The organism is Variovorax sp. RA8 (genome assembly GCF_901827175.1).
Taxonomy (GTDB): Bacteria; Pseudomonadota; Gammaproteobacteria; order Burkholderiales; family Burkholderiaceae_C; genus Variovorax.
In genome coordinates this window covers 2,857,541-2,883,731 of record NZ_LR594662.1, presented here as the reverse complement: position 1 = coordinate 2,883,731, position 26,191 = coordinate 2,857,541, and the positions used below count along the sequence as shown (strand labels likewise).

The 26,191-nt window shown below is 69.1% G+C and carries 20 protein-coding genes; 12 read left to right on the top strand and 8 right to left on the bottom strand.

The features are described from left to right. Positions 1–86: 86 nt before the first annotated feature. From E5P3_RS13585 to E5P3_RS13575, 3 genes are read left to right on the top strand one after another with little or no spacing between them, the layout of a single operon-like run. Positions 87–1,112 carry an inositol monophosphatase family protein gene (locus tag E5P3_RS13585; protein WP_162586467.1) on the top strand — a complete coding sequence of 342 codons (1,026 nt, stop codon included), beginning with the start codon at positions 87–89 and terminating at the stop codon, positions 1,110–1,112. Next, positions 1,112–3,340, top strand: coding sequence for an FUSC family protein (locus E5P3_RS13580; protein WP_162586466.1), 2,229 nt, complete (start codon positions 1,112–1,114; stop codon positions 3,338–3,340). Before E5P3_RS13585 ends, E5P3_RS13580 begins: the two co-directional genes overlap by 1 nt. Beyond that, positions 3,340–4,449, top strand: coding sequence for a mechanosensitive ion channel family protein (locus E5P3_RS13575; protein WP_162586465.1), 1,110 nt, complete (start codon positions 3,340–3,342; stop codon positions 4,447–4,449). The genes E5P3_RS13580 and E5P3_RS13575 overlap by 1 nt, the downstream gene beginning before the upstream one ends. On the opposite strand, the gene E5P3_RS13570 is transcribed toward E5P3_RS13575, so the two are convergent. Continuing rightward, positions 4,432–5,415, bottom strand: coding sequence for a LysR substrate-binding domain-containing protein (locus tag E5P3_RS13570; protein ID WP_162586464.1), 984 nt, complete (start codon positions 5,413–5,415; stop codon positions 4,432–4,434). The genes E5P3_RS13575 and E5P3_RS13570 overlap by 18 nt on opposite strands. 175 nt (positions 5,416–5,590) lie before the next feature. Between E5P3_RS13570 and E5P3_RS13565 the strand changes: the two genes are divergently transcribed. Next, entirely contained in the window at positions 5,591–6,559 is a 969-nt protein-coding gene (locus E5P3_RS13565) for a Bug family tripartite tricarboxylate transporter substrate binding protein (protein ID WP_162589677.1), read from the top strand. 19 nt (positions 6,560–6,578) lie between these two features. Here E5P3_RS13565 and E5P3_RS13560 read toward each other — a convergent pair whose 3' ends face one another. Further along, a complete protein-coding gene (locus E5P3_RS13560; RefSeq protein ID WP_162586463.1) occupies positions 6,579–7,076 on the bottom strand; it encodes a MarR family transcriptional regulator in 498 nt (165 codons plus the stop codon). A gap of 121 nt (positions 7,077–7,197) precedes the next feature. Here E5P3_RS13560 and E5P3_RS13555 point away from each other — a divergent pair, with 121 nt between their 5' ends. The 7 genes from E5P3_RS13555 to E5P3_RS13525 all read left to right on the top strand — a co-directional run bounded on the left by E5P3_RS13555 (position 7,198) and on the right by E5P3_RS13525 (position 15,747). Beyond that, a complete protein-coding gene (locus E5P3_RS13555; protein ID WP_174263067.1) occupies positions 7,198–8,181 on the top strand; it encodes a Bug family tripartite tricarboxylate transporter substrate binding protein in 984 nt (327 codons plus the stop codon). A gap of 7 nt (positions 8,182–8,188) precedes the next feature. After that, the gene (locus E5P3_RS13550; RefSeq protein WP_162586461.1) at positions 8,189–9,166 is read left to right on the top strand and encodes a Bug family tripartite tricarboxylate transporter substrate binding protein; all 978 of its coding nucleotides are present in this window, start codon (positions 8,189–8,191) and stop codon (positions 9,164–9,166) included. 5 nt (positions 9,167–9,171) lie between these two features. After that, positions 9,172–10,488 (top strand): sulfatase family protein, encoded by a 1,317-nt coding sequence (locus tag E5P3_RS13545; RefSeq protein WP_162586460.1) that lies wholly within the window; start codon positions 9,172–9,174, stop codon positions 10,486–10,488. A 274-nt stretch (positions 10,489–10,762) separates the two neighbouring features. After that, positions 10,763–11,278, top strand: a complete 516-nt coding sequence (locus E5P3_RS13540; RefSeq protein ID WP_162586459.1) for a hypothetical protein — start codon at positions 10,763–10,765, stop codon at positions 11,276–11,278. A gap of 106 nt (positions 11,279–11,384) precedes the next feature. Continuing rightward, positions 11,385–14,012 carry a DNA mismatch repair protein MutS gene (gene mutS, locus E5P3_RS13535; RefSeq protein WP_162586458.1) on the top strand — a complete coding sequence of 876 codons (2,628 nt, stop codon included), beginning with the start codon at positions 11,385–11,387 and terminating at the stop codon, positions 14,010–14,012. A 5-nt stretch (positions 14,013–14,017) separates the two neighbouring features. Further along, positions 14,018–14,866, top strand: coding sequence for a proteasome-type protease (locus E5P3_RS13530; RefSeq protein WP_162586457.1), 849 nt, complete (start codon positions 14,018–14,020; stop codon positions 14,864–14,866). A 377-nt stretch (positions 14,867–15,243) separates the two neighbouring features. Next, complete coding sequence (locus E5P3_RS13525) at positions 15,244–15,747, top strand: hypothetical protein (RefSeq protein WP_162586456.1); 504 nt, start codon at positions 15,244–15,246, stop codon at positions 15,745–15,747. An 873-nt stretch (positions 15,748–16,620) separates the two neighbouring features. On the opposite strand, the gene E5P3_RS13520 is transcribed toward E5P3_RS13525, so the two are convergent. Further along, positions 16,621–16,776 carry a hypothetical protein gene (locus E5P3_RS13520; RefSeq protein WP_162586455.1) on the bottom strand — a complete coding sequence of 52 codons (156 nt, stop codon included), beginning with the start codon at positions 16,774–16,776 and terminating at the stop codon, positions 16,621–16,623. A 59-nt stretch (positions 16,777–16,835) separates the two neighbouring features. On the opposite strand from E5P3_RS13520, the gene E5P3_RS13515 reads away from it, so the two are divergent. After that, positions 16,836–18,671, top strand: coding sequence for a hypothetical protein (locus tag E5P3_RS13515; RefSeq protein WP_162586454.1), 1,836 nt, complete (start codon positions 16,836–16,838; stop codon positions 18,669–18,671). 57 nt (positions 18,672–18,728) lie between these two features. Here the strand turns inward: E5P3_RS13515 and E5P3_RS13510 are convergent, their stop codons facing one another. The 5 genes from E5P3_RS13510 to E5P3_RS13490 form a co-directional block, all read right to left on the bottom strand. Then, the gene (locus E5P3_RS13510) at positions 18,729–19,553 is read right to left on the bottom strand and encodes an undecaprenyl-diphosphate phosphatase (RefSeq protein WP_162586453.1); all 825 of its coding nucleotides are present in this window, start codon (positions 19,551–19,553) and stop codon (positions 18,729–18,731) included. Between the two features lie 69 nt (positions 19,554–19,622). Next, positions 19,623–20,435: an autotransporter domain-containing protein gene (locus tag E5P3_RS13505; RefSeq protein WP_162586452.1), complete on the bottom strand. Its 813-nt coding sequence runs from the start codon at positions 20,433–20,435 to the stop codon at positions 19,623–19,625. Between the two features lie 168 nt (positions 20,436–20,603). Continuing rightward, on the bottom strand, positions 20,604–21,260 hold the full coding sequence (locus tag E5P3_RS13500; protein WP_162586451.1) for an aspartate/glutamate racemase family protein: 657 nt from the start codon (positions 21,258–21,260) through the stop codon (positions 20,604–20,606). A gap of 107 nt (positions 21,261–21,367) precedes the next feature. Then, positions 21,368–22,816 (bottom strand): efflux transporter outer membrane subunit, encoded by a 1,449-nt coding sequence (locus tag E5P3_RS13495; RefSeq protein ID WP_162586450.1) that lies wholly within the window; start codon positions 22,814–22,816, stop codon positions 21,368–21,370. A 32-nt stretch (positions 22,817–22,848) separates the two neighbouring features. Then, on the bottom strand, positions 22,849–26,157 hold the full coding sequence (locus E5P3_RS13490; RefSeq protein WP_162586449.1) for an efflux RND transporter permease subunit: 3,309 nt from the start codon (positions 26,155–26,157) through the stop codon (positions 22,849–22,851). Positions 26,158–26,191 lie beyond the last annotated feature (34 nt).

The following is a 26,191-nucleotide window of genomic DNA, read 5'->3' as shown; positions in this document are numbered from 1 at the left end:
CCGACCCGGTAAAATCCACGATTCTCGCCGCCTGCATCGCCGGGCCGCCTCCCCAGGGCCCCGCCCGCCGTTCTTCCCCCAATCCGATGTCGTCTCCCAACCTGCACCCCATGCTCAACGTGGCCGTCAAGGCCGCCCGCGCCGCCGGCGCCATCATCAATCGGGCCGCGCTCGACATCGAGGCGGTGCGCATTTCACAGAAGCAGGTCAACGATTTCGTCACCGAAGTCGATCACGCGAGCGAGCGGGCGATCATCGAGACGCTGCTCGGCGCCTACCCGGGGCACGGCATCCTGGCCGAGGAATCGGGCACCGAGCACGGCGCGCGCGATTCCGACTACGTGTGGATCATCGATCCGCTGGACGGCACCACCAACTTCATCCACGGCTTCCCGGTCTACTGCGTCTCGATCGCGCTCGCGATCAAGGGCAAGGTCGAGCAGGCCGTCATCTACGACCCGACCCGCAACGACCTCTTCACCGCCACCCGCGGGCGCGGCGCCTACATGAACGAGCGCCGCATCCGCGTGAGCAAGCGCATCCGGCTGAACGAGTGCCTGATCTCGACCGGTTTCCCCTTCCGCACCGGCGACAACTTCAAGCAATACCTGGCCATCATGGCCGACCTGATGCCGCGCGCCGCCGGGCTGCGCCGTCCCGGCGCCGCGGCGCTGGACCTGGCCTACGTCGCGGCCGGCTTCAGCGACGCCTTCTTCGAGACCGGCCTCAACATCTGGGACGTGGCGGCCGGCTCGCTGCTGGTCACCGAGGCCGGCGGACTGATCGGCAACTTCACCGGCGAGCCCGACTTCCTCGAGCAACGCGAATGCCTCGCCGGGGCGCCGCGGATCTATGGCCAGCTGGTGCCGCTCCTGGCCAAGTACTCGAAGTTCGCGAGCGTGGACGACAAGTTCGCCGCCAGCGAGCGCGTGCGTGCGGTCGATCCCTCCGCCGGCAGCGTCTACGCGCGCAGCACGGTGCCCGGCGCGTCGACCGAGGGCGAGGCACCGGCCGATGCCCAGGCCGCCGCCCCGGCGCCGCGCAAGCTCACCCGCCTGCGCCGCGAAGAAAGCCCGGTCACGCCGGCCGCGGGCGACGACGCCGCCGAGTGATGCAGGCGCAGCGCGCCGCCACCGAACGGGGCCGCGCCGCGCTGCGCGTGGCGCTCTCCCACTACATCGCCAACGGGCTGTCGGTTGCCTTCGGGCTGCTGCTGATCTCGGGCGGCGTCCACCTGGTGCTGGGCAGCGCCGCAGCGGCAGCAGCCGGGGTGGGCGTGATCGTGACCGCGCCGCCCGACCTGCCCGGCCCGCGCCGCGGCAAGTTCTGGCAGATGGTGCCCTCGCCGCTGGTCGGCCTGCCGCTCTTCTTCTGCGTGCAGCTGCTGCATTCCGCACCGCTGCGTCTCGGGCTGCTGCTCGTTCCCGCGACCTTCCTGGCCTTCGTGGCCATGGCCTGGGGCAAGCGCGGCATCCCGATCGCCATCGCGATCATGTTCTCGATGATCTTCTCGATGGCCACGCCCGCGCCCACCGGCATGCACGAGATCGTCGAGCGCACGCTGCACTTCGGCCTGGGCGCCGGGCTCTACGTGATCTACGCGCTGCTCGCGAACCACGCGCTCAACGGCCGCTACCGCGTGCAGGCGATGGCCGACCTCCTGTTCTCGCTGGCCGCGCTGATGCGCACCGAGGCCCGCCAGTTCACGCCCCGGGACGAGTCCGGCGACGTGCGCGAAGTGCCGGCGCCGCTGCTGGGCCAACTGCTGCGCGCGCAGGCGGCGCTGGCCGACCAGTTGCAGGCGACGCGCGACATCGTGCTCGAATCGCCCCGCACGCCGCGCCGGCAGCGGCTCGCAGGAATGCTGGTCATGGTCCTGGAACTGCGCGACATGCTGCTGGCCAGCGAGCTCGACCTCGACGCGCTCAAGGCGCACCCCGGCCATGCCGCGGCGCTGTGCGAGATGCAGCGCATCCTCGACGAACTGGCCCACGAGACGGTCGCGCTGGCCGACGCGTTGCTGCTCGGCCGCCAGCCCGACCCCGCGCCCGACCGCCGCCCGGAGCTCGCGGCCATCCACCTCGAAGGCGATGCGGCGCAGCCGGCCGCCGCCGGGCCGACGCCCGCAATGCTCGCGCGCGGCCTGGCCAGCCGCATCGGCCACATCAACGACGAGGTGCTGCACCTCGTGGCCCTCGCGCGCGGCGAGCGCGAGCCCGACCTCACGATCGTGCGCGCGAACTGGCACATGTTCGTGAGCCCTACGGACTGGTCGCTGCGCCCCTTCCTCGCGCTGTGGCAATGGGATGCGCCGCCGCTGCGCCATGCGATTCGCGCCGCGCTCGCGGTCGCCGTCGGCTACGCCATCGCGGTCATGCTGCCCTGGGGCTCGCACGACTACTGGATCCTGTTGACGATCGTGGTGGTGCTGCGCGGCAGCCTCTCGCAGACGCTGGAAAGGCGCAACAGCCGCGTGGCCGGCACGCTGCTGGGCTGCGTGTTCGCGGTGGCGGTGCTGTCCGCCCATCCCTCCGCGCTGGGCTCGCTCATCGCGATGACTGCCGCGCAGGCCATCGCGCACGGCTTCGCGGTGCGGCGCTACCTGGTCACCTCGGTGGCGGCCACCGTCCTGGGACTGCTGCAGGCGCACGCGCTCAACGTGGGCATGAGCCCCACCTTCGCCCTGTTCGAGCGCGTGGCGGACACGCTGATCGGCGCCGGCCTGGCCTGGGCCTTCTGCTACGTGCTGCCCTCGTGGGAGCGCAGCCAGATCCCCTCGCTGGTCGCGCGCACGCTGACGGCGCAGGCGCGCCATGCGCGGCTCGCGCTCGGCCTGGGCCAGCTGCGCGCGGTGCAGACCAGCCCCGAGCTCGACTGGCGCCTGGCGCGCCGCGAGGCCTACGACAGCCTTTCGGCGCTGGTGCAGGCCACGCAGCGCTCCCTGTCGGAGCCGCGTGCAGTGCGCCCCCCGCTGGAACCGCTGGAGCACCTGCAGGCGCACAGCTACCAGCTGCTGGCCCAGCTCAGCGCGGTGAAATCCATGCTGGTGCTGCGGCGCGACCGCCTCACTCCCGAGGAGATCGAGGGGCCGCTGCAGCGTGCTGCCGAGCGCATCGAGGCCAACATCGGCAGCACGCCCACGACAGGCCCGGTGATGCCCGAGAGCGCCGCCGCCACCACGGTGGCCGAGCCCATCCCCCTGCCCGATCCCTTCGAGAACGACGTCAGCCCCTGGCTGCTGCGGCGGCTCGACATGGCGATCGGCATCTCGGCGCAGCTGCGCGACGACGCGGCTCGCATTCTTCAAACCTCCACCAACGAGATACTCAAGACTGCCTGATGACCAAGGACATTCTGCTCGCCCATCCATGGTTCGCGCCCTGCCTTGCAGCGCTGATCGCCGTTCCGCTCGCACTGGTCGTCCACCGCATCGGCGGCATGGTGCTGTTGCGGCTGACGCGCCACGCGCCCGTGGTTCACGCAATGCTCCTCAACATCCAGGGCCCGGCCCGCTTCGTTCTCCCGCTGATCGCGCTCCAGATGGTGTGGCAGGCTGCACCGGAGGACCTGGCCTTCATCAACAGTGTGCGGCACGTCAATGGACTCTTGTTCATCGCGGCAGCGACCTGGCTTGCCATCCGTGCCGTCAACGGCATCGCCGACGGCGTCCTGGCCAAGCACCCTCACGATGTGGAAGACAACCTTCAGGCGCGCCGCGTGCTCACCCAGACCCGCGTGCTGGCGCGCACCGCCGGCACCGTGCTGCTGGTAGCCGGCGCCTCGCTGATGCTCATGACCTTCCCGGGCGCGCGCCAGGTCGGGGCCAGCCTGCTGGCATCGGCGGGCGTGATCGGCATCGTGGCCGGCTTGGCGGCCAAGCCGGTCTTCAGCAACCTGATCGCCGGGCTGCAGATCGCGCTGGCGCAGCCGATCCGCATCGACGACGTGCTGGTGGTCGAGGGCGAATGGGGCCGCGTGGAGGAGATCACCGGCACCTTTGTCGTGCTGCGCATCTGGGACGACCGGCGGCTGATCCTGCCGCTGTCCTACTTCATCGAGAAGCCCTTCCAGAACTGGACACGCAGCAGCGCGCAGCTCCTGGGCTCGGTCTTCATCTACGCCGACTACGGCATGCCGCTGGCGCCGCTTCGCGAGGAGGTCGAGCGAATCGTGAAGTCGGCGCCCGAGTGGGACGGCCGCTTCTTCAATCTGCGCGTGACCGACGCCACCGACCGGACCATGCAGATCCGCGTGCTGTGCACCGCCGCCTCGTCGTCGCTCGCCTTCGACCTGCGCTGCACGGTGCGCGAGGGGCTGATCGACTTCATGCAGCGCGAGTACCCGCAGTTCCTGCCCAGGCTGCGCGTCGAGGGCGGCCCGCAATCGCAAGCGGAAGTGGAAGCGGCAGCCCCTTCCACCACCCGGCTGTCCTCAGCCAGCCGGGGCTGAGCGGCGCGCCCGCCCGGGGCGGGCTGCGGCGGCGAGCACCTGGGCGCGCTGCCGCACCACTTCGTGGATGGATTCGATCAACGCCCGGGCGCCCTCACCCGCTTCGCTGCCGCGCCGCACGGTGAGCCCCACGGGGCCTTCGGTGCTCGCAGTGTCGATGGCCAGCCGGCGCAGCTCGCCGCGTGCAAGAAACCCGTCGACGGCGCCCTGCGGCGCGAACCACACCGCGTCGGCGCACTGAAGCAGGCCGACGGCGAAGCTGGTGTCGGTCGCCTCCACCATGCAGCGCGGCGGCGTCAGCCCGTGCGCGACCAGGAAGGCATCGGCGGTGTGACGGATCAACGTGCCCGACACCGGCACGACGAGCGGATACCCCGCCAGCGCGTCGAGCTTGGGGCGCCGCAGCGAAGCGAGCGGATGGCCGGGCCGCGCCACCAGCAGCAGCGGCTCGCTGTACAGGTGCTCGAAGGCCAGATCTGCCATCGCCGAAGCCTGGGCCAGGCGGCCCAGCACCAGGTCGATCTCGCCCTGGCGCAGCTGCGTCATGAGCTGGGCGTTGGTGCCGCTGGCGACACGCACGCGCAGCGCGGGCGCCTTCACGTGCAGCGCCGCGATGGCCGCCGGCAGCAGATGGGCCGCCATGTTCGGCAACGCGCCAACCGCCACGTGCAGCTGATCGAGCTCCGGCTGCTCCAGCGCCAGGCCCAGGCCTTCGCGCAAGCCGCGCAGCGCGACCACGGCGTGGCGCACCAGCACGTCGGCGGCCGGCATCAGCTCGACGCCGCGCCGCCTGCGCAGCAGCAGCCGGCGGCCGACGATGTCCTCGAGCTCGGCGATGGTCTTGGAGACCGCAGGCTGCGTCAGTGCCAGCGCCTTGGCCGCGCGCACCAGGTTGCGCTCCTGGGCGACCACCACAAGGCACTGCAGATGGCGCAGCTTGAGACGAGCAAAATTTATAGCTGGCATGTGCAGTGCAACCTGGCTGTGTTCCTGCAAATATAACCACCCGGAATAGCACGCAGAACAGCTTTCAGTTGTGCCGGGACGAACGCGCTCCTAGAGTCTCCTGTTGCGCCCCTTGCCGCATTCGGCGCCCCACCATGGAGACAAATACGTGACCCGCCCTGCTTCCTTCGGCGCGATGCGCCGCCTCGCTCTCGCGGCGACCTGCTCCGCGCTGGCGCTCGGGCTCGCAGGCCCACCCGCCCAGGCAGACACTGCCTACCCTGCCAAGCCCGTGAAGCTCATCACCAACTTCCCGGCCGGCGGCCCTCTCGACATCCTCGGCCGTGCGCTGTCCGACGCATTGCAGAAAGACCTGAAGCAGCCCTTCGTCGTCGACAACCGCCCCGGCGCGGGTGGCAACATCGGTGCGGACGTGGTGGCCAAGAGCGCTGCCGACGGCTACACGGTGCTGCTGTCGATCGACACCACCTTCACCATCAATCCGCACCTGTACGCCTCGATGCCTTTCGCGGCAAAAGACCTGAAGCCGCTGATGATCTTCAGTTCCTCGGGCCTCGCCTTCGGCGTCGGCTCCTCGGTCGATGCGAAGACGCTGCCCGATTTCATCCGCCAGGGCAAGGCGCAGCCGTTCACCTTCGCCTCGGCGGGCAATGGGAGCCCGGGCCACATCGCCGCCGAGATCTTCTCGAGCGCGACCGGCGCGAAGATCACGCACGTGCCCTACAGGGGCAATGCTCCGGCCGTCACGGCGCTGCTTTCGGGCGAGGTGCAGGCCGGCATTCTTGCCACGCCCGGCCTGCTGCCGCACCTGCAGGCCGGCAAGCTGCGCGCGCTGGCGGTGACTGGGCGGCAACGTTCGCCGCTGCTGCCGCAGGTGGCCCCGGTGGGCGAGCTCGGGCTCAAGGACCTGGAATTCGAGGTGCTCTACCTCGCGATGGTTCCGGCCGCGACGCCCGAACCGGTGATGCAGACCTTGCGCGGCGCGCTGCAGTCCGCGCTGGCCCTGCCGGAGCTCAAGACGCGGCTCGCCGCGCTCGACATGGTGGCGCTCGGCGAAACCGGCGCCGCGGCGCAACAACATCTGGACGCAAGCCGCGAGCGCTACGGCCGGATCGTCAAGGCCACCGGCATGAAGCTGGACTAAAGCCCATGCGCGCGCAGCCTCAGCCTGTGCCGCGCCGGCGGCGGTCGGCCTTGGGTAGCACCGCCACGGCAGCGAGCTGCTCGGCGCGCTCCTGCAGTTGGCGCAGGGCCTCGTCCAGGCTGGCTGCCTGGTCGGCATCCAGCGCCGCCAGCAGGTCGGCGTTAATGCGGGTCACCAGCGGATGGAGCTCGTCGTACACGGCCTGCCCGCGCTCGGTGAGCTGCAGCAGCACCTGCCGGCGGTCGCCGGCCGGATGGGTGCGCGACAGCAGCCGCTTCTCGACCAGTGATCCGACCGCCTTGGAGGTGCGCGCCCGGTCGAGCTGGGCATGTTCGGCCAGTTGCGAAGAGCTCAGCGCGCCACGGCTGGCGAGCGTCGCGATCAGCCGCCATTCGCGCCGGGTGATGCCGAAGCGGCCTTCGCACAGGCGAATGACCATGCTGCCCGCGACGGAAAGCAGGCGCGACAGCCGGTACAGCAGCAGCCCGTCCAGGGATTGGCGCGCAGATTCGCTCATGTCGGGGTTAATCCGGGGGATGGTTGATTAGATCAATCAGAAGCCCCGACCCTAAATTCGATCGATGCTGCCGCACGGCCGCGGCCCGACGAACAGAGAATCAAAGACCGGAGACAACCCCATGCAGGCCTTCACCCTTCATCGCCGTCGCGCCCTCACCGTGCTGGGAGGCATGGCACTGGCCCCGCTCGCGCATGCGCAGGCCTTCACGCCCGGCCAGCCCATCAAGGTGCTGATCGGCGTGCCCGCGGGCGGCACCCAGGACGTGCTGACGCGTGCGATTGCGCACGAGGTGCGGGACACCCTGGGCCCGCTGATCATCGACAACCGCTCCGGCGCGGCCGGCCGCATTGCGGCCGAGGCGGTGAAGACTGCGGCGCCGGACGGCCGCATGCTGCTGCTGGGGACGGCCAGCATGATGACCATGTTTCCCAGTGCCTACCGGCATCTTTCGTACGACCCCGTCAAGGACTTCGTGCCGATCATCAACGCGGCGCGCTTCGAGCTGGCGCTGGTGATCCACAAGGACGTGCCGGCCAACACGCTGCCCGAGTTCATCGCCTGGGCCAAGGGCCAGGGCGACAAGCTGAGCTTCGCCTCGTACGGCGCCGGCACGCCCTCGCACTTTCTCGGCGAGATGCTCAACCGCGCAGCCGGGCTGAAGATGGTGCACGTGGCCTATCGCGGCTCCACCCCGGCGCGCCAGGACCTGATGGGCGGCACCGTGCCGGTCTACTTCGACACCGTCGGCGGCGCGCTCCAGCTGCAGGCGAGCGGCCGAGTGAAAGTGCTGGCCACCAGCGGCGGCAAGCGCTCCCCGTTGATGCCCAGCCTGCCCACCTTCGTCGAGGCCGGCTACAAGGACGTGGTCGCGGCGGCCTGGTTCGCCTACTACGCGCCGCGCGGCACGCCCCAACCGATCGTCGACAAGCTGCGCGCCGAGTTCACCCGCGCGGTGAACTCGCGCGAAGTGCGCCAGCAGCTGCTTCAGAACGGCATGTACCCGGTGAGCGACGGACCCGAAGCGCTCCTGAAGACCATGCGCGAAGACACCGCACGCTGGAGCGGCATCATGAAGGCTGTGAACTTCCAGGCCAACGATTGAACCTCCCATGCTCCAACATCTTCTGCGCCGCCTTGCCGGCACCCTCGCCCTCGCCGCCATCGCCACGCTGACGACGAGCGGCGCCTTCGCGCAAGCTCCGGACGGGCCGCTGCGCATTGTCGTCGGCTATGCCCCGGGGGGCGCCACCGACCGCGTGGCCCGCATCGTGGGTGACAAGCTCCAGGCCAGGCTCGGCGTGCCGGTGGTCGTCGACAACAAGCCCGGCGCCGGCGGGCGCCTCGCGGCGCAGCAGGTCAAGGCCACGCCGGCCGGGCAGAACGTGCTGATGCTGGCCAACCCCGCGGTGATGGTGGTCGCGCCGCTGGTCTTCAAGGACAGCGGCTACGACCCCGAGCGCGACTTCGTGCCGGTGTCGCACGTCAACGACTACGAGTTCGCGCTGTCGGTCTCGACCGCCGTACCGGTGCGCGAGCTGTCGCACCTGCTGGCATGGATACGGGCCAATCCGGACAAGGCCAACGTCGGCGTGCCGGCCACGGGCAGCCTGCCGCACTTCTTCGGACTCATGGTCGGCGAGAAGGCCAGGGTGCCGACCCAGGTGATCGGCTATCGCGGCTCGGGCCCTTTGCTGACCGATCTCATCGGCGGCCAGGTGCCGATCGCCGTCGACACGCTGGACGTGGTCATTCCGCAGCACCAGGCCGGCAAGGTGCGCATCCTCGCGATGTCGGGCGCGAAGCGCTCGCCCTTTGCGCCCGAGGTGCCGACCTTCAAGGAGGCCGGCCTCGACCTCGTCGCGCTCGGCTGGAACGCCTTCTTTGCGCCGGCGACCATGCCGCGCGAGAAGGTCGCACGCTTCTCGCAAGCCATTCGCGAAGTCATGCAGGACCCGGACACGACGCGGCGCTTCAAGGATTCGCTGATGACGCCGGTGGCCAGCACGCAGGAACAGACCGCGGCCATGCTCAAGGCCTATCGCGCGCAATGGGCGCCGGTGGTCCAGAAATCCGGCTACCAGCCCTGACCCTCATGCAACGTCCCAACATCATCTTCATCGTGGCCGACGACCTCGGCTTCGCCGACCTCGGCTGCTACGGCGGGCGCGATGCGGCGTTCGGTCCCGTGTCGCCGGTGCTCGATCGCCTGGCCGCCAAGGGCATCCGCTTCACGCAAGGCTACGCGAACTCGCCCGTGTGCTCACCGACGCGCTTCGCGCTCATGACCGCGCGCTACCAGTACCGCCTCCGAGGCGCAGCCGAGGAGCCGATCAACAGCAGGAGCCGCGGCAGCGCCACCCTGGGCCTGCCGCCGGCGCATCCGACCCTGCCCTCGCTGCTGCGTGACGCGGGCTACCGCACGGCGCTGATCGGCAAGTGGCACCTGGGCTTTCCGCCCGCCTTCGGACCGCTGCGCTCAGGCTACGAGGAGTTCTTCGGCCCGATGTCGGGCGGCGTCGACTACTTCACGCATTGCGACTCTGCGGGCCGCCATGACCTTTGGGCGGGCGAGGAAGACAAGCAGGAAGAGGGCTACCTCACCGACCTGCTCTCGCGCCGCGCCGTCGACTACGTGGAGCGCATGGCCGGCAAGGAGGCGCCCTTCTTCCTGAGCCTGCACTACACGGCACCACACTGGCCCTGGGAGACGCGAGAGGACGCGGGCCGCGCCCCGGCCGTCAAGAACAAGCTCTTCGACCTGGCAGGCGGCAACATCCACGTCTACCGCCGCATGATCCACCACATGGACGAGGGCATCGGCTGGATCATGGCCGCGCTCGATAAGCAGGGAATCGCCGACAACACGCTGGTCGTCTTCACCAGCGACAACGGCGGTGAACGCTTCTCCGACAACTGGCCGCTCGTCGGCGGCAAGATGGACCTGACCGAGGGCGGCATCCGCGTGCCGTGGATCGCCCACTGGCCCGCCGTCATTCGCGCCGGCAGCAAGAGCGACCAGCACTGCATGACGATGGACTGGTCGGCCACGATGCTCGAAGCCGCAGGCGCTGCTGCCGATCCGGACTATCCGCTCGATGGCGTCTCGCTGCTGCCCGTCCTGCGCGACGCGGCGACCTGCTTGCGCCGCCCGCTGCACTGGCGCATGAACCACCGCAGCCAGCGTGCCCTGCGCGATGGCGACTGGAAGTACCTGCAGGTCGACGGGCACGAGTACCTGTTCAATATCCCGGCCGACGAGCGCGAGCGCGCCAATCAGGCCCTCCGCGAGCCCGAGCGGCTGGCCGCCATGCGCCAGGCCTGGCTGGACTGGAACGCCGGCATGCCTTCCATTCCGGACGATGCGACGGTGAGCCTCGGCTACTCGGCCAAGGACATGCCTCAGCGCTGACGCAGGCTTGCCCTATGGCAGGGGGAGCAGGCACAGCGCCCGCCTGCCAGCCTGCCGCGCCGCGCGAACCCGAAGTGGATCCGCGCCTGTGGCTATTGGCGCCGGGGCGCCGTGGCCACGCACGACACGCACGACGACTGACGCACCGGCGCACCGGCGCACTGGCGCACTGGCCGAACGCCCTATGCCACGCGGCCGTTTGACACCCCTTCCCCGCTCGACCAGAATTTCCGATTGAGTACTTAATGGCTATCTGGTCACAGAGGTTTCGGAGATGGATATCGGACTTGCCCAATGGCAGTTCCTGCTCGCGCTGCTGACAGGGGCGCTTCTTCTGTTCGTCGTCATGTGGATCGCCTGGCACCGCGTCGCCGAGCGCCGCGAAGCCGAGCGCCGCATCGCCGCGGCGCGGGTGCGCTCCGGCCATGTGCCGCTGGAGATCCCGACTGTGCGCGCCGGCCTGCACCGCTCTGGCGATTCAGTGCCCGATACGCTGCCCGGCTGGTTCATCCAGGGCAAGGGCGAGCATTCCATCGTCGACGAGCAGCCGCGCATCCGCGTGCGCTATGTCGATCCGCACGGCCGCAAGGCGGAGTGCACGATGCAGGTCGAGCACCTGGACCTGCAGAAGAGGCTCCTCACCGGGCGCGGCGAATTGCCGGGTGACACGCACCGCATCCCGCTGCACATGATCACCGGGGCGCGCGTCGCGGAGTCGGGGCAGCGCTTCAACATCGACACCTGGGTGGATGCCGTGCGTGTCGCGCGCCGGCGGCGCGGGCAGATCTAGAAGCTGTCTCGATTGAAACAACGGGCGTGCGCAGCGTGGCGGACGCCCGTTTCCTTATGATGCGGGCCCGGCTGATTTCCCGGCCTCGCACCCATCCACCGCCTCGATGACCCTTCCCGCGACCGCACCGCACACGCCGATGATGGCCCAGTACCTGGCCCTCAAGGCGGACCATCCCGACACCCTGCTGTTCTACCGGATGGGCGATTTCTACGAGCTGTTCTACGCCGACGCCGAAAAAGCCGCGCGCCTGCTCGACATCACGCTCACGCAGCGCGGCCAATCGGCGGGGCAGCCGGTGGTGATGTGCGGGGTGCCTTTCCACTCGGTCGACACCTACCTCGCGCGGCTGATCAAGCTCGGCGAGTCGGTGGCCATCTGCGAGCAGGTCGGCGAGGTGGGCGCGACCAAGGGTCCGGTGGAGCGCAAAGTGGTGCGCGTGGTCACGCCCGGCACGCTGACCGATGCCGAGCTGCTGCAGGACAAGAGCGATTCGCTGCTGCTGGCCGTGCACGCGGGCTCGCGCAATTTCTGCGGCCTGGCCTGGCTCAGCGTCACCGGCGCGGAACTGCGCCTGGCCGAGTGCCCGGCCGATGCGCTCGAAGCCTGGATCGCGCGCGTCGGGCCGAGCGAGCTGCTCTACAGCGCGGAGGTCACGCCCGGATTCGAGCAGCGCCTGAAGGCGGCACGCAACGGCGCGGCCTTCACGCTCTCGGTGCGGCCGGCCTGGCAGTTCGACGGCGGCCTGGGCGAGCGCAAGCTGTGCGAGCAGATGGGCAGCAACAGCCTCGCGGCGTGGGGCGCGGAGTCGCTGGCCAATGCCCACGCAGCCGCGGCCGCGCTGCTGGGCTACGCCGAGCACACGCAGGGCCGCGCGCTCTCGCACGTGCAGCGGCTCGCGGTGGAGCGCGACGGCGAGCTGATCGAGCTGCCGCCCACCACGCGCCGCAACCTGGAGCTCGTGCAGACCTTGCGCGGCGAGGATTCGCCGACGCTGTTCTCGCTGCTCGACACCTGCATGACGGGCATGGGCAGCCGGCTGCTCAAGCGCTGGCTGCTGGCGCCGCGCCGGGACCGCAGCGAGGCGCAATCGCGCCTGGAGGCCATCGCCGCGCTGCAGGCCGCGCCATCGGGTGCCACCGCGCCGCCATGGCGCGCCCTGCGCGATCGGCTCAAGAATACGAGCGACGTGGAGCGCATCGCCGCGCGCATCGCGCTGCGCCAGGTACGACCGCGCGAGCTGGTCGCGCTGCGCCTGGCGCTGGCCAAGGCGGAAGAACTCGCGCCGGCCCTGCCCGCCTCGGCCTCGCCGCTGCTCGCGCACATGGCCGGGCAATTGGCGCCGCCGCCCGGCTGCGTCGAGCTGCTGGTGGCAGCCATCCACCCCGAGCCTTCCGCGCTGGTGCGCGACGGCGGCGTGATTGCCACCGGCCACGACGGCGAGCTCGACGAGCTGCGCGCCATCAGCGAGAACAGCGACGCCTACCTGCTGCAGCTCGAGGCCAGCGAGCGTGAGCGCACCGGCATTTCCAACCTGCGCGTGCAGTTCAACCGCGTGCACGGCTTCTACATCGAGGTCACGCAGAGCGCGCTGGCCAAGGTGCCGGACAACTACCGCCGCCGCCAGACCCTGAAGAACGCCGAGCGCTTCATCACGCCCGAGCTCAAGGCCTTCGAGGACAAGGCCCTGTCGGCGCAGGACCGCGCCCTGGCGCGCGAGAAGTGGCTCTACGAGCAGCTGCTCGATGCGCTGCAGCCCTCGGTCCCGGCGCTCACGCGGCTGGCGGGCGCACTGGCCGCGCTCGATGCGCTATGCGCGCTGGCCGAGCGCTCTCACACGCTGCACTGGCGCCAGCCTTCCTTCGTGGCCCATCCCTGCATCGAGATCGAGAAGGGCCGCCACCCGGTGGTCGAAGCCCGGCTGGCCGAGAAGTCGTCGGGCGCGTTCATTGCCAACGACACGCGCATGGGCCCCCAGCAACGCCTGCAGGTGATCACCGGCCCCAACATGGGCGGCAAGTCCACCTACATGCGGCAGGTCGCGATCATCGTGCTGCTCGCCTCCATCGGCTCGCACGTGCCGGCCGATGCCTGCCGGCTGGGGCCCATCGATGCCATCCATACGCGCATCGGCGCGGCCGACGACCTGGCCAACGCGCAGTCGACCTTCATGCTGGAGATGACAGAGGCGGCGCAAATCCTGCACGGTGCCACCGCCCATTCGCTGGTGCTGATGGACGAGATAGGCCGCGGCACCAGCACCTTCGACGGCCTGGCGCTGGCCGCCGGCATTGCGGCCCAGTTGCACGACCGCACACGCGCCTTCACGCTGTTCGCGACCCACTATTTCGAGCTCACCGAGTTCCCGGCCACGCACCATGGCGCAGTCAACATGCATGTGAGCGCCACCGAGGCCGGGCGCGACATCGTGTTCCTGCACGAGATGCAGCCGGGGCCGGCCAGCAAGAGCTACGGCATCCAGGTCGCACGCCTGGCCGGCATGCCGGCCGCGGTGGTCAACCATGCGCGCCAGGCGCTCGAAGCCCTGGAGGCCCAGCAGCAGCAGGCCCGCGCCCAGGTCGACCTGTTTGCGCCGGCGCCCGCGGTGGAGGCGCCACCGGCGAGCGCCGTAGAATCCGCGCTGACGGCGCTCGACCCCGACACCCTGAGCCCGCGCGAGGCGCTCGAAGCGATCTACACACTCAAGAAACTCCACGCGCGCGAGCATCGCTGAATCCCATGACTTACTGCGTAGGCATCAAACTCAACGCCGGCCTGGTGTTCCTCTCCGACTCGCGCACCAATGCGGGGGTGGACCACATCAGCACCTTCCGCAAGATGATCGTCTACGAGCAGCCGGGCGACCGCGTCATGGTGCTGCTGTCGGCCGGCAACCTGAGCATCTCGCAGTCGGTGCGCGAGATTTTGCAGATCGAGGAACTGCGCGAAGTGCGCGAAACGGGCGAGGACGGCGAGGACCGCCCGCCCATCACCATCTGGAACGCGAAGAGCATGTTCGACGCCGCACGCGTGCTGGGCTCGGCGGTACGCCATGTCTACGACCGCGACGCCGAGGCGCTCAAGCACGCAGGCCTGGAGTTCAACGTCTCCTTCATCTTCGGCGGCCAGGTCAAGGGCGAAGGCATGCGCCTGTTCTTGGTCTACGCTGCCGGCAATTTCATCGAGGCCACCACCGAGACGCCCTACTTCCAGGTCGGCGAGTCCAAATACGGCAAGCCCGTGCTCGATCGCGTGCTCACGCCCGACACGCCGCTGGACGAGGCTGCCAAGTGCGCACTGGTCTCGATGGACTCCACCATGAAGTCCAACCTCTCGGTTGGCCTGCCGTTGGACCTGGTGGTGTATGAGGCCAACCGCCTCGAGACCGACAAGGTCGTCTGCATCGACGCCGACAACCCGTACTACCGCATGGTCCACAGCAGTTGGGGCCAGAAGCTGCGCGAGGTGTTCGACAGCATCGAGGACCCGGTCTGGGACGACACCTACGCCGAGCACCCGCTCAAGATGCCGGCCACGCGCCACAGCCCGCTGCGCAAGATCTCGACGCCCGAGGAAAAGCTCATCTGAGCGTCGCGCGCTCCGGGTGCAATCGCCACCCGGCATTCCCACGCCCGCCCCGACAAAGGGATTAATCCGCCACGGATCAATCCGGGCGGGCCAACCGGCTCAACTGTCGACTTGCACCCCGTCATGCTCGACAGCATGGCGCCCGGCACGCAGCCGTCACCAGGAACGGATCGCGCCCCGCGACCCAAGCGGATGGCCTGACGCGGGCCACACCCAGCCTCCGGCGCCGTGACCCGCCGCGCGGCAGCTTCTTGGCTCCTCCGGGCCTATCGACCCGCCAGGCAAAAAGGAACACTGAATTCAAGCCGGTGATCGAGCGAGACCGATCCCGGTAGTCAGATTCCAGAGTTGTCTCGCGCCAGTCCAGGAGCTTCTCCGTGACAAGCACACCACTCGAGACCGAACTCATGCACCGCGCGCTGCACGAGATCGACCAGTTGCTCTGCGCACTCGAAACCACCGCCACAGCGCATCACTGCCTGCCGCGCGACGAGTTCTCCGCTGCACCTTTCGAACGGCCAGGCGCCGAGCAAGCACCCACGCCGACCGCGGTGTATTTCTGCCTGGCCTCCGCCAGTGCGCTGCTGGACGTGAGCCGCTCCTTGCTGGGCCATCTGGATGTGCTTCCTTCGAACACGCGTCCAGCAAACTGGAGCCAACTGAGCGAGGCGTCCAAGGCAGCCGGCCAGTCGGCCTTCCTGGCTTCCGTGATGCTGGCCTCGCCTCAGACGGGTAGTGCCGGGCCGACCTCGCGCGACGACATGTGGGCACCGACCCAAGCCGGCCGCCCTTCCGCGGTGGCAGTGCGGCCGCAAGGCGCGTCGGTCGGCATGCGTTTCAAGACCAGGCTCCGGAGCCTGATCGACGCGGTCGCTGTCTAGCAGCTCCAGAACGAACGAGTCGAACCGGCACGCGAGAAGGGATGCGACACATGGCGCTCTCTTGAACGGCCAGGCTGCCGCCGTGATCGCTGGATTCGATCTGCAGCCACCTCCCACCACGCACTAGCAACCGGGGAAGGCGCGCCCACCGTGCCGCCCCCGTAGCCGCTCGCCTCGGCGAGCCCTTTCCCGATTTCTTCGCCAAGTTCTTTGCGCCTTTGGAAGGCGCAGGGGGACTTCTTTTTTCCAACTTAAAGCCAACTAGGAGACTCAGTGTGAGAAAGATCGACAAACACGCCCTTCTGCTTTGCGTCGCGGCAAGCGCGCTCTCAGGTTGCGGGGGTGGAGGAAGCTGCGCAGGCGGCGGCTTCGCTTTACCTCAAAGCGCGGACGTGACGCCTGCTTCGCCAGCCGCATCGACACCCGAGCCCGTGGCAGGCAAAGGGGCGGAACTGCTCGACAAGCTCGATTCGAGCTGGGTCAAGGTCGCCAATGAAGGACAGACGTTCAACCTGGCCTCGTCGACGGAGGTGCAGTACGGTGCGAGATCGTCCTGGACAAGCAGACAGCTCTCCGGCAGCGTCGTCTGCAACAACGAAACCTTCGGCCGCGACCCGCTGGAATACGTGGCGAAGGCGTGCTATGTGCAGACCGCCCTTGCTCCTTCCGCTCCCACCGTGCCTCCAGCGGGAACCGTGCTCGCCCAGGAAGGTTCCTCGTTCACAGTGCCTGCTGACACATCGGTGCAGTACGGCGCCGACTCGCGCTGGGTCACCAAGTCCGTCACCGGGACCGCGGAGTGCACGAACAACTTCTTCGGTACGGATCCCGCCTTCATGACGGCGAAGTCATGCGTGTCGGCCGGTCCTGCACCTACGTCTGCTCCGGCTCCGGCTCCGGCCCCGGCTCCCGCTCCCGCTCCCGCTCCGGCTCCGGCTCCGGCTCCCGCGCCAGCGCCAGCGCCAGCGCCAGCGCCAGCGCCAGCGCCAGCGCCGGCTCCTGCTCCTGCTCCTGCTCCTGCTCCTGCACCGGCTCCCGCCCCTGGCAGTGCCCTGACTGGAGACATCGTCGACAGCGCCGGAACGGTGGTGCCCAGCGCCTATGCGGCGATGGCCTACAAGTTCAACGCCGACGTGGGCGTGACCTACAAGTACGGGTCGCCCGCCAGCAAGAGCGGCGTGGCGACACTGCCCGAGCGCGCTGACGTCGGCACGATGAGCGGCATCGGCTCGGTCTACCAGCTCGGCCGCGAGGACTCGACGAACAACATGTACGTGTCGATCCACGCTGCCAGCGTCGGCGTTCCGACCTCCGGCCAGAGCATGGAGAACTCCGTGGGCTGGTTCCAGAACTCGGCCACCGACCGGCGCACGTTCCAGCAGCGCCCACAGCTGCTGTGGCAGCAACGCCGGCTCCTGCCGACCTCCATCGACGACTACGTTGCGACGGGCGTGCTGACGAAGAACGACCCGGCCGACCTCCCGGTCTGTGAGCATCGCGGCGAGAACGCGGCCGATTCCCCGGCCACGCGCCTGTCGTTGGTGTGCACCCAAGGCAGCCCGACAAAGCCGGCCAAGCTGTACACGGTAGGCACGCTCACCGCGCAGAATCGGGCCTCGACCTCGTTCAAGCTCGGCTTCGTGCCGACCGCCGTCACTGTCACCGGGGGTGGCGAATTCGCGTTGGTGTCAGGATGGGACGTGCCGAACACCAAGGGCCAGGTGGCCATCGTCTCCCTCGGCTCGGCCCCGCAGGACTGGAAGCCGGGACAGGCCCGCTACGACTGGTGGCACGGCTGGATGGACATGATGCACCCCGGCTTCCCCGACCAGGGCAACTACGTGTTCATGAAGGTCGTCGGTTACGTGGATCTGCCGGCTGACGTCAAGGCGCCCACGGGCATCGCCGCCACCACCGGCGTCCACCCGTACACCTCGATGCTGAAGTACGACGCCGCAGGACAGATCTCCAACTTCCAGCTGCTCAACTCGCCGATGGCGAATAACCGGGCCAAGATGCTGCCGGGCGGTGAGGACTACGAACGCTACGCCAAGGGCGGCGTGGTGGTGGTGGTCTCCAAGAGCGAGAAGAAGGCGGCGTTCATCGATCTCGGGCCGTTGTTCAAGTACACGAACGACATGTACCTGGGCAGCGCCGCGAGCAACCTCGAAACGCAGAACGTCGGCTTGGCCGCTACCCAATGGCCGTACCTGTTGGCGGACAAGCCTCAGGCCATGCCCGTGGTGGTGAAGACCGAGACGCTGCCCAAGCGCCCGACGGCGGTGTGGACGACCGCCACCCGCAGCTACTGGAGCAAGGACGAACAGGCCCGGATCTCCGACTACCCGTTCTGGCGTGCCGACCCGCAATATGCCCGCGCCGCCATTGCGACCGAGGGGGGCGACCTGCAGCTGTACTCCCTGGGCCGCTACGCCGCCGGCGTGAAGCCGACGACGCCCGCCCCGACGGATATCCAGCCGGCGGGCACCGTCTACGGCTTGGGCGCGAACATCACGCACCTGGCGGCAGCCAAGGACTACGCCGGCGTGTCGGACCCGATCAACGACCTGATCCTGTTCACCGACCGGGCCAACCGGAAGTGGGGCTGGGTCAGGCTCGTGAACAGCAGCGACACTGCGTCCACCGGCAGCGTGATTCGCACGATGGAAGACTCACGCGTCGACCCGATCATGGTGACGATGGCCGACAACTATTCGACCAAGGGCAACGTCCTGACGGTGGCCGACTACGCGGGAGCGGGCATCGCCAACTACCGCTTCGGCGACGTGGTCTACCCTGATCCGAGCAGCGGCTTCTGCACCAGCGCCGGCGTCTGCCCCACGCTGACCGCCAACGGCGAGTTCGCCGGCAAGCTGGCCCTGCCGTTCAAGCCCTTCTCGGTGCACAGTTCGAACGTGCCGTGATGCGTTGAGTGCATCCCCGGCCCAGGCCCCAGCTCTTGCTGGGGCTTTTTTTTGGTGCTAGTCAGCCCAGACGACCGCACCGCTCCACGCCGTGGCAAGCACCACGATGCCGAAGGCGATGCGGTACCAGGCAAAAGGGATGAAGCTGTGGGTGCTGATGTACTTCAGCAGCCAGCGCACGCAAAGCCAGGCGCTCGCGAAGGAGAAGACCAGGCCGACCACGAACATTGGAAGATCCGCCATCGACAGCAGCGCTCGCTCCTTGTAGAGGCTGTAGGCACCCGCGCCGATCAGCGTCGGGATGGCGAGGAAGAAAGAGAAGTCCGTCGCCGCCTTGCGCGACAGGCCCAGCAGCATGCCGCCGATGATGGTGGCGCCGCTGCGGCTGGTGCCCGGGATCATCGCGAAGCACTGCACCAGGCCGACCTTGAGCGCGTCCCAGGGCGTCATGTCGTCCACGTGCTCGACGCGCACCGAGCCGGGCGGACGCTTCTCGGCCCAGAGGATGATGAAGCCGCCGATGATGAAGGTGCTGGCGACCACGATCGCGGTGAACAGGTGCGCCTTGATCAGCTTGCCGAACAAAAGCCCGAGCACCACCGCCGGCAGGAAGCCGATCAGCACGTTGAGCACCAGGCGCTGTGCCTTGTGCTGGCGCGGCAGCGCCACGAGCGTGGAATGGATCTTCTGCCAGTAGACGATGATCACGGCGAGGATGGCGCCGGTCTGGATCGCGATGTCGAAGACCTTGGCCTTGTCGTCGTCGAAGCCCAGCAGCGAACCGGCGAGGATCAGATGGCCGGTCGACGAGATGGGCAGGAACTCGGTCAGTCCCTCGACGATGCCCATGATGGCGGCCTTGGCCAGCAAAACGATATCCACGCGCGCTCCTTTTTCAAGAGCGCCGATTATCGCGAGGAGGCGGGTCAGCCTCCGTTCAGGGCGCCTCCTCTACCAGCGCACCTTGATGCCAACGGATGCGTCGATGGAGCTCTTCACGCGCGTATCTCCGCCCGAGGCCCACAGCTTGCCCACTTCGCCATAGAGGCTGGTCGATTCGCTCAACCCCAGCGTGAAGCCCGCGGCCAGCTCGGTCGAGGTATTGCCGCTGCTGCTCGCGATGGCCGTGCTGGCCGCCGGGTTGGTGAAGCGCGTGACATCGTTGCCGCCCGAGGCGCGGTACAGGTTCACCCGCGCATAGGGCTGCAGCCGGCCTGCGGGGGTGGCGATGTCGCCCTTGACGCGCACGCCCACGCGGGCGAGCCAGCTGCTGTCGCGCGCCTGCTGCACGAGTGCGCCAGCGATGTCCACGTCGTCGAGGTCCAGGCGCTGGTGCACCAGTTGCGCCTGCGGCTGGATCTGCCAGCCCTCGCCGAGCGCGAAGGACTGCCCGAGCTCCAGCGAGGCGCTCAGGCTGCTGGCCTTGCCCTTGGTGCGCAGGCTGGTCTGGGGCTTGACCTCGTAGCGATGGCGCCCGGCCTGCAGCACGCCATCGACATAGAAGCCGCTGGTATCGGTATAGGTCGCATAGCCGCCTAGGTACTGGCTGCGCAGGTCGTTGCTGCCGACGGCGAGGTTGGCGATGCCGCGGGCGAAGCCCTTGACCTGCATGTCGCCGTCGAGCTGGCCGGCATAGACGCCGGCGCGCCAGTGGGCGTTGGTCCAGAGATCGGTGCCGGCCTGCAGGCCGCTCAGGGACTCACGCGCGGCGCGCACGTGGCGGGCAATGCCGCCAGAGCGGTGGCCCTCCTTTCCCGCGCACACGCCGGAAGCTCAGACCGTTGCTTGTGAAACCCCGAGGGCCAGCGACCGTCGAATGCTAGAAATACTCGCCCGCGGCGTCAGACAGATACGACAAAAAGCGAGAATTCATCCGCATCTGGCATGCCCGTCCCAGCACCGGCATGCGAAGAAGGACGCAGCGCGAAGACCTTATGCGCGCCCTGCCAGGCGCGTGCGCAGCGCTCTCACCGCGCTGTCGACCGTGGTCAGCACCGGCAGGCCCGAGGCGGCCTCGCAGGCTGCGCGGGCGCGCGCCATGCTGAACTGGGCGAGCGCGATGCCGGTGCACCCCTTGTCGCGCAGAGCACGGGCTTGCGCGGCGATGCACGCGTCGTGCGCCCCGGTGTCGCCCGCGTTGAGCGCATCGAGTGCGCCTTCGGCCAGCGCGAGCACCAGCTCGACGCCGGCCGGAAATTCCGGCGGCATGGATTCGAGCGTCGGCCCGAAGGTAGCGATCAGCCCGAGCTTGCCAGTCCCGGCCCCGGCCGCAGCCTCCGCGATCATCGCCTCGTTGGGCTTGAGCACCGGCATCCCCGCATGCCGCCGCGCCACCGCCTCGATGCAAGGCCCGAAGGCCGAGCAGGTGAAGAGAATGCCCTGCGCGCCGGTGTCGACCGCGTACTGCGCCAGCCGCTGGAAGCGCTCGTGCATCGCCGCGTCCAGCCCGCGCCCTTCGCGCGCCAGGTCTGCCGAGAGGCTGTCGTCGAGCAGGTTCATCCGCAGCGCCTCGGGCCAGTCGCGCTCGAAGGCTGCATTGATGGGCGGCACCGAATGGGCGAGCGCGTGGATCAGGGCGATACGGGTCATCGACAAGGTTCTCGGATGCCTTTGGATCACGGATCGTATCTGCAAGCGCTGCGACTGCGAGCGGAGCCGCTTGAGGTCCTGCTCCCCCTTCGGGGGAGGGAGCAAAGTCAGGAACTGGTGCGAGACGCCGCAGTCCCTGCCCACCCCGCCTGCCACCCCCCACCCAACGCCTGGATCAGCCCCACCGCCGCACTCTGCCGACTCACCTGCAGCTGCAGCACCGTCCGCCGCGCATTGAGCGCCAGGACCTGCGCCGACACCACATCCGTATAGCTCACCTGCCCTTGCCGGTAGCGATTGAGGAACTGCTGCTCGCTGCGGTCCGCCGCCGCCGAGGCCTCGCGCCGCAGGCCTTCCTGCTGCGCCAGGCTCGCGCCCGCGGTGAGCTGGTCCTCGACATCCTGGAAGGCGATGAGCACGGTCTGGCGGTAGCGCGCCACCGCCGCCTCGTGCGCCGCCTTCGCCTGGTCGACCTGGGCGCCGATGGCGCCGGCATCGAACACCGTCTGCGCCACCGACAGGCCCAGCGACCACAACGTGTTCGAGGCGTTGAACAGATCGCCCACGCGGCTCGCGCTGCTGCTGAGCGCGCCGCTCAGGCTGAAGCTCGGAAAGTAGGCCGTGCGCGCGATGCCGATCTGCGCATTGGCCACTGCCACCGCGCGCTCCGACGCGGCGATGTCGGGCCGGCGCTGCAGCAGCGTCGACGGCACGCCGGTCGGAATGCCGGGCACGGTGGGCGTCCAGTCGGCCGCGGGCAGGTCGAAGTCGGCGGGCGCAGCGCCGACCAGCACGGCGATCGCGTGTTCCAGCGTGTCGCGGTTGCGCCTCAGCGCCACGCGCTCGGCCTGCGTATTGACGTAGAGCGTTTGCGCCTGCAGCACGTCGGTCTGGGCCGCGATGCCGGCGTTGTAGCGGTTGCGCGCGATCTCCAGGCTGCGCTGGTAGCCCTCCAGCGTGACCTCCAGCAGCCGCAGCTCGGCATCGGCCTCGCGCAGCGAGAAGTAGTTGGTCGCGAGCTCGCCCACCGCCGACAAGCGCGCCGAGGCCAGGTCGGCCTCGCTGGCCTGGGCGCTGGCCTGGGCGCCACCGACCGCCTGGCGCAGCCGGCCCCAGACGTCGGGCGCCCAGTCGGCCCGCAGTGCGGCGCTGGCGGCGGTGCTGGGCGAGGTGTTGCGCGCGCCGGACCGCGTCGCACTGCCGCCGGCCGAGACCGAGGGGAACAGCGCGGCGCGCTGCTCGCGCACCACCGCCTGGGCCTGCGTGTAGCTGGCCACCGCGGCTGCGATGTTCTGGTTGGAGACCTGCACGCGGGCGGCCAGCTCGTCGAGTACCGGGTCGCCGAAGAGCTTCCACCATTCGCCGCGGTCCAGGGCATCGGCCGGGGCGGCCGGGAGCCAGCCTTCAGCGGCGGACGCTTCCTTCCATGACGAGGTCATGGCCGTCGAAGGCTGCTGATAGCTCGGGCCGACGGCGCAGGCGCCGAGCGCGAGTGCCATTGCGATGACGGCAGCGCAGCGCAGGGGCCGGTGAAGTAGCGCGTTCGGGACGTTCATGTTCGTAGTCGTTGGATCAACTGCCGCAGCCCTCACCCCCGCCCCCTCCCGGAGGGAGCGAGAGACAGAGAGGTGGCGGGAGACAGGGAAGGATCGGAGGCGTTGCGGCTCAGGTACTTCTCGTTGGCGGGACGGCGGCGCAGCTTGTCGAGCAGCACGTAGACCACGGGCGTGGTCAGGAGCGTCAGCAGCTGGCTCGCGATCAGCCCGCCGATGATGGCCACGCCCAGCGGCTGGCGCAGCTCGGCGCCTTCGCCGAAACCGACCGCCAGCGGCAAGGCGCCCAGCGCCGCGGCTAGCGTGGTCATCAGGATGGGGCGGAAGCGCAGCAGGCAGGCTTCGCGCACCGCCTCCACGGCGCTCAGGCCGCGGGCGCGCTCCGCCTCGAGCGCGAAGTCGATGATCAGGATCGCGTTCTTCTTGACGATCCCGATCAGCAGGAACACGCCGATCAGCGCAATGATCGAGAACTCCATGCGGAATATCAGCAGCGCCAGCACCGCGCCCACGCCGGCCGAGGGCAGCGTGGTCAGCACGGTGATGGGATGCACCAGGCTTTCATACAGCACGCCCAGCACGATGTAGATCACGACCAGCGCCGCGAAGATCAGGAACAGCTGCTGCGCCTGCGACTGCTGCGCCGCCAGCGCGGTGCCCTGGAAGCTGCCGCGCACGTTGACCGGCATCGCGATGTCGGCCTCGGCCTGGGCCACGATGCGCCTGGCGTCGGCGATGCTCACGCCCTCGGCCAGGCTGAAGGAGACGGTGCTCGCAAGCTCGGTGTCCTGGTGGTCGATGGAGCTCGGCACCGCGCGCTCGCTGAGCTTGGCGAAGGCCGCGAGCGGCACCATCGGCGTGGTGCTGGTCGCGATCTGCTGGCCGGCCGACGAGGTGCGCGAGGCCGGGTTGGCCGAGGTGGTGGTCGAGGTGCCGGTGGAGGTGTCGGTGTTGGCCCGCAGCGTGCTGACGGTGGTCGTGCCGCTCGCGCTGGTGACTGCGTTGAGCGTCGAGGGCACGTAGAGATCCTTCAGCGCGATCGGTGCGCGCTGGAAGCGCGGCGCCCACTCCATGATCACCGAGTACTGGTTGAGCTCGTCGTAGATGGTGGCGACCGAGCGCTGGCCGTAGGCGTTGTAGAGCGCACTGTCGACCGCGCTCGAAGTCACGCCCAGGCGCGCCGCGGCGTCGCGGTCCACTTCGACGAAGGTCTCGACGCCATTGGCCGCGTCGTCGCTGTCGATGTCGGTCAGCGCGGTCTCCTGGCGCAGGCGCTCGGCGAGCCTGCCGGTCCACTTGCGCAGGTCCTGGAGGTTGTCGCTCTTCAGCGTGTACTGGTAGCTGGAGTTGCTGGAGCGCCCGCCCATGCGCAGGTCCTGCACCGGGAACAGGAACACGCGCAGGCCGGTGAGCTGGCTGAGCTGCGGGCGCAGGCGGTCGATGACGGCCTGCGTCTTTTCCTTGCGCTGCGCCAACGGCTTGAGGTTCACGTACATGAAGCCGCCGCCCGCGCGGCCGCCGCCGGAGAAGCCGACCACGGTCGCGACCGCCGGGTCCTTGCGGATGATGTCCACCGCCTGGCGCAGCTTGTCGGCGACCGCGGCGGAGGAAATGCTCTGGTCGGCGCGGATGCCGGCGTTGAGCTGGCCGTTGTCCTGTTGCGGGAAGTAGCCCTTGGGAATGGCGTTGAAGAGGTACACGTTGAGGCCGATCACCGCCAGCAGCACCACCATCACGACGCCCTTGCTGGCCAGCGCCCAGTCCAGGCTGTGGGCGTAGACGCGCAGCGTCCAATGCCAGGCGCGCTCGAAACTGCCGCTCAGCCAGGTCAGCACGCGCCCGCGCTTCTTTCTCGGCTCCTCCGCTTCGCTGCGCAGCAGCATGGCGCACAGCATCGGCGTGGTGGTCAGCGAGATCACCAGCGAGATCAGCACCGAAGCCGATAGCGTCACGGCGAACTCGCGGAACAGCCGCCCCACCTGCCCGCCCATGAACAGCAGCGGGATGAACACCGCCACCAGCGACAGGCTGATCGACAGCACGGTGAAGCCTACCTCGCGCGCGCCGCGCAGCGCCGCCTCCATGCGCTTCATGCCGGCCTCGACATGGCGCGCGGTGTTCTCCAGCACCACGATGGCGTCGTCCACCACGAAGCCGGTGGCCACCGTGAGCGCCATCAGGCTCAGGTTGTTGAGGCTGAAGCCCAGCAGGTGCATCACGCCGAAGGTGCCGAGCAGCGAGACCACCGTCGCCACCGCCGGGATGATGGTGGCGCGCGCCTTGCGCAGGAACAGGCCCACCACCAGCACCACCAGCACGATCGAGATCATCAGCGTGGTCTCGATCTCGCGCAGCGAGGCGCGGATGGAGTTGGTGCGGTCCGAGGCGATCTGGATGTCGATGTCCTGCGGCAGCTGCGCGCGCAGCTCGGGCATCAGGTCGCGGATGCCGTCCACCGTGTCGATGATGTTGGCGCCCGGCTCCTGCGTGACCAGTATCACCACCGCCGGCTCGCCGTTGAAGAGGCCCAGCGTGCGCGTGTTCTCGACGCTGTCGATCACGCGGGCCACGTCGCCCAGGCGCACGGGCGCGTTGTTGCGCCAGGCGATCACCAGGTCGCGATAGTCGGCGGCGCGGCGGCCGGGCGCGGGGGTGTAGATCTGGAGCCGGCGGTCGCCGCTCTCGATCGCACCCTTGGGCCGGTTCGCGTTGTTGGCCTGAATGGCGGCGCGCACGTCCTCGGTGCTGATGCCCATGCGGTTGAGCGAGAACGGCTCCAGCTCCACTCGCACGGCCGGCAGCGAGCCGCCGCCGATCTCGACCTCGCCCACGCCCTCGACCTGCGACAGACGCTGGCTCACGATGTTGGACACCGCCTCGTAGATCTGGCCCGGCGTGCGCGTCCTGGAGGTGAGCGCGAGGATCATGACCGGCGCCGAGGCCGGATTGCGCTTGCGGTAGGTCGGGTTGCTGCGCAGCGTGGCCGGCAGGTCCGCGCGGGCGGCGTTGATGGCCGCCTGCACCTCGCGCGCGGCGCTGTCGATGTTGCGGCTGAGGTCGAACTGCAGCGTGATGCGCGCCGAGCCGTTGGAGCTGGTCGAGGTCAGCTCGTTGACGCCGGGGATGATGCCCAGCCTGCGCTCCAGCGGCGTGGCCACGCTGGAGGCCATGGTGCTGGGGCTGGCTCCGGCCAGGCTCGCCTGGACGGAGATGGTCGGGTAGTCGACCTGGGGCAGCGGAGAGACCGGCAGGACGAAGAAGGCCACGATGCCGGCCAGGGCGATGCCGATGGTCAGGAGGACTGTGGCGATGGGGCGTTCGACGAAGGGGCGGGAGAGGTTCATCTGCGCCTCTCTCCGGTCTTCCCTGTCCTTTCGG

Coding starts and splice junctions, on each gene's coding strand:
- E5P3_RS13495 (WP_162586450.1), bottom strand. CDS start 22,816: ATGAACGTCCCGAACGCGCTACTTCACCGGCCCCTGCGCTGCGCTGCC.
- E5P3_RS13565 (WP_162589677.1), top strand. CDS start 5,591: ATGCGCCGCCTCGCTCTCGCGGCGACCTGCTCCGCGCTGGCGCTCGGG.
- E5P3_RS13580 (WP_162586466.1), top strand. CDS start 1,112: ATGCAGGCGCAGCGCGCCGCCACCGAACGGGGCCGCGCCGCGCTGCGC.
- E5P3_RS13560 (WP_162586463.1), bottom strand. CDS start 7,076: ATGAGCGAATCTGCGCGCCAATCCCTGGACGGGCTGCTGCTGTACCGG.
- E5P3_RS13530 (WP_162586457.1), top strand. CDS start 14,018: ATGACTTACTGCGTAGGCATCAAACTCAACGCCGGCCTGGTGTTCCTC.
- E5P3_RS13575 (WP_162586465.1), top strand. CDS start 3,340: ATGACCAAGGACATTCTGCTCGCCCATCCATGGTTCGCGCCCTGCCTT.
- E5P3_RS13545 (WP_162586460.1), top strand. CDS start 9,172: ATGCAACGTCCCAACATCATCTTCATCGTGGCCGACGACCTCGGCTTC.
- E5P3_RS13490 (WP_162586449.1), bottom strand. CDS start 26,157: ATGAACCTCTCCCGCCCCTTCGTCGAACGCCCCATCGCCACAGTCCTC.
- E5P3_RS13500 (WP_162586451.1), bottom strand. CDS start 21,260: ATGACCCGTATCGCCCTGATCCACGCGCTCGCCCATTCGGTGCCGCCC.
- mutS (WP_162586458.1), top strand. CDS start 11,385: ATGACCCTTCCCGCGACCGCACCGCACACGCCGATGATGGCCCAGTAC.
- E5P3_RS13585 (WP_162586467.1), top strand. CDS start 87: ATGTCGTCTCCCAACCTGCACCCCATGCTCAACGTGGCCGTCAAGGCC.
- E5P3_RS13550 (WP_162586461.1), top strand. CDS start 8,189: ATGCTCCAACATCTTCTGCGCCGCCTTGCCGGCACCCTCGCCCTCGCC.
- E5P3_RS13540 (WP_162586459.1), top strand. CDS start 10,763: ATGGATATCGGACTTGCCCAATGGCAGTTCCTGCTCGCGCTGCTGACA.
- E5P3_RS13570 (WP_162586464.1), bottom strand. CDS start 5,415: ATGCCAGCTATAAATTTTGCTCGTCTCAAGCTGCGCCATCTGCAGTGC.
- E5P3_RS13555 (WP_174263067.1), top strand. CDS start 7,198: ATGCAGGCCTTCACCCTTCATCGCCGTCGCGCCCTCACCGTGCTGGGA.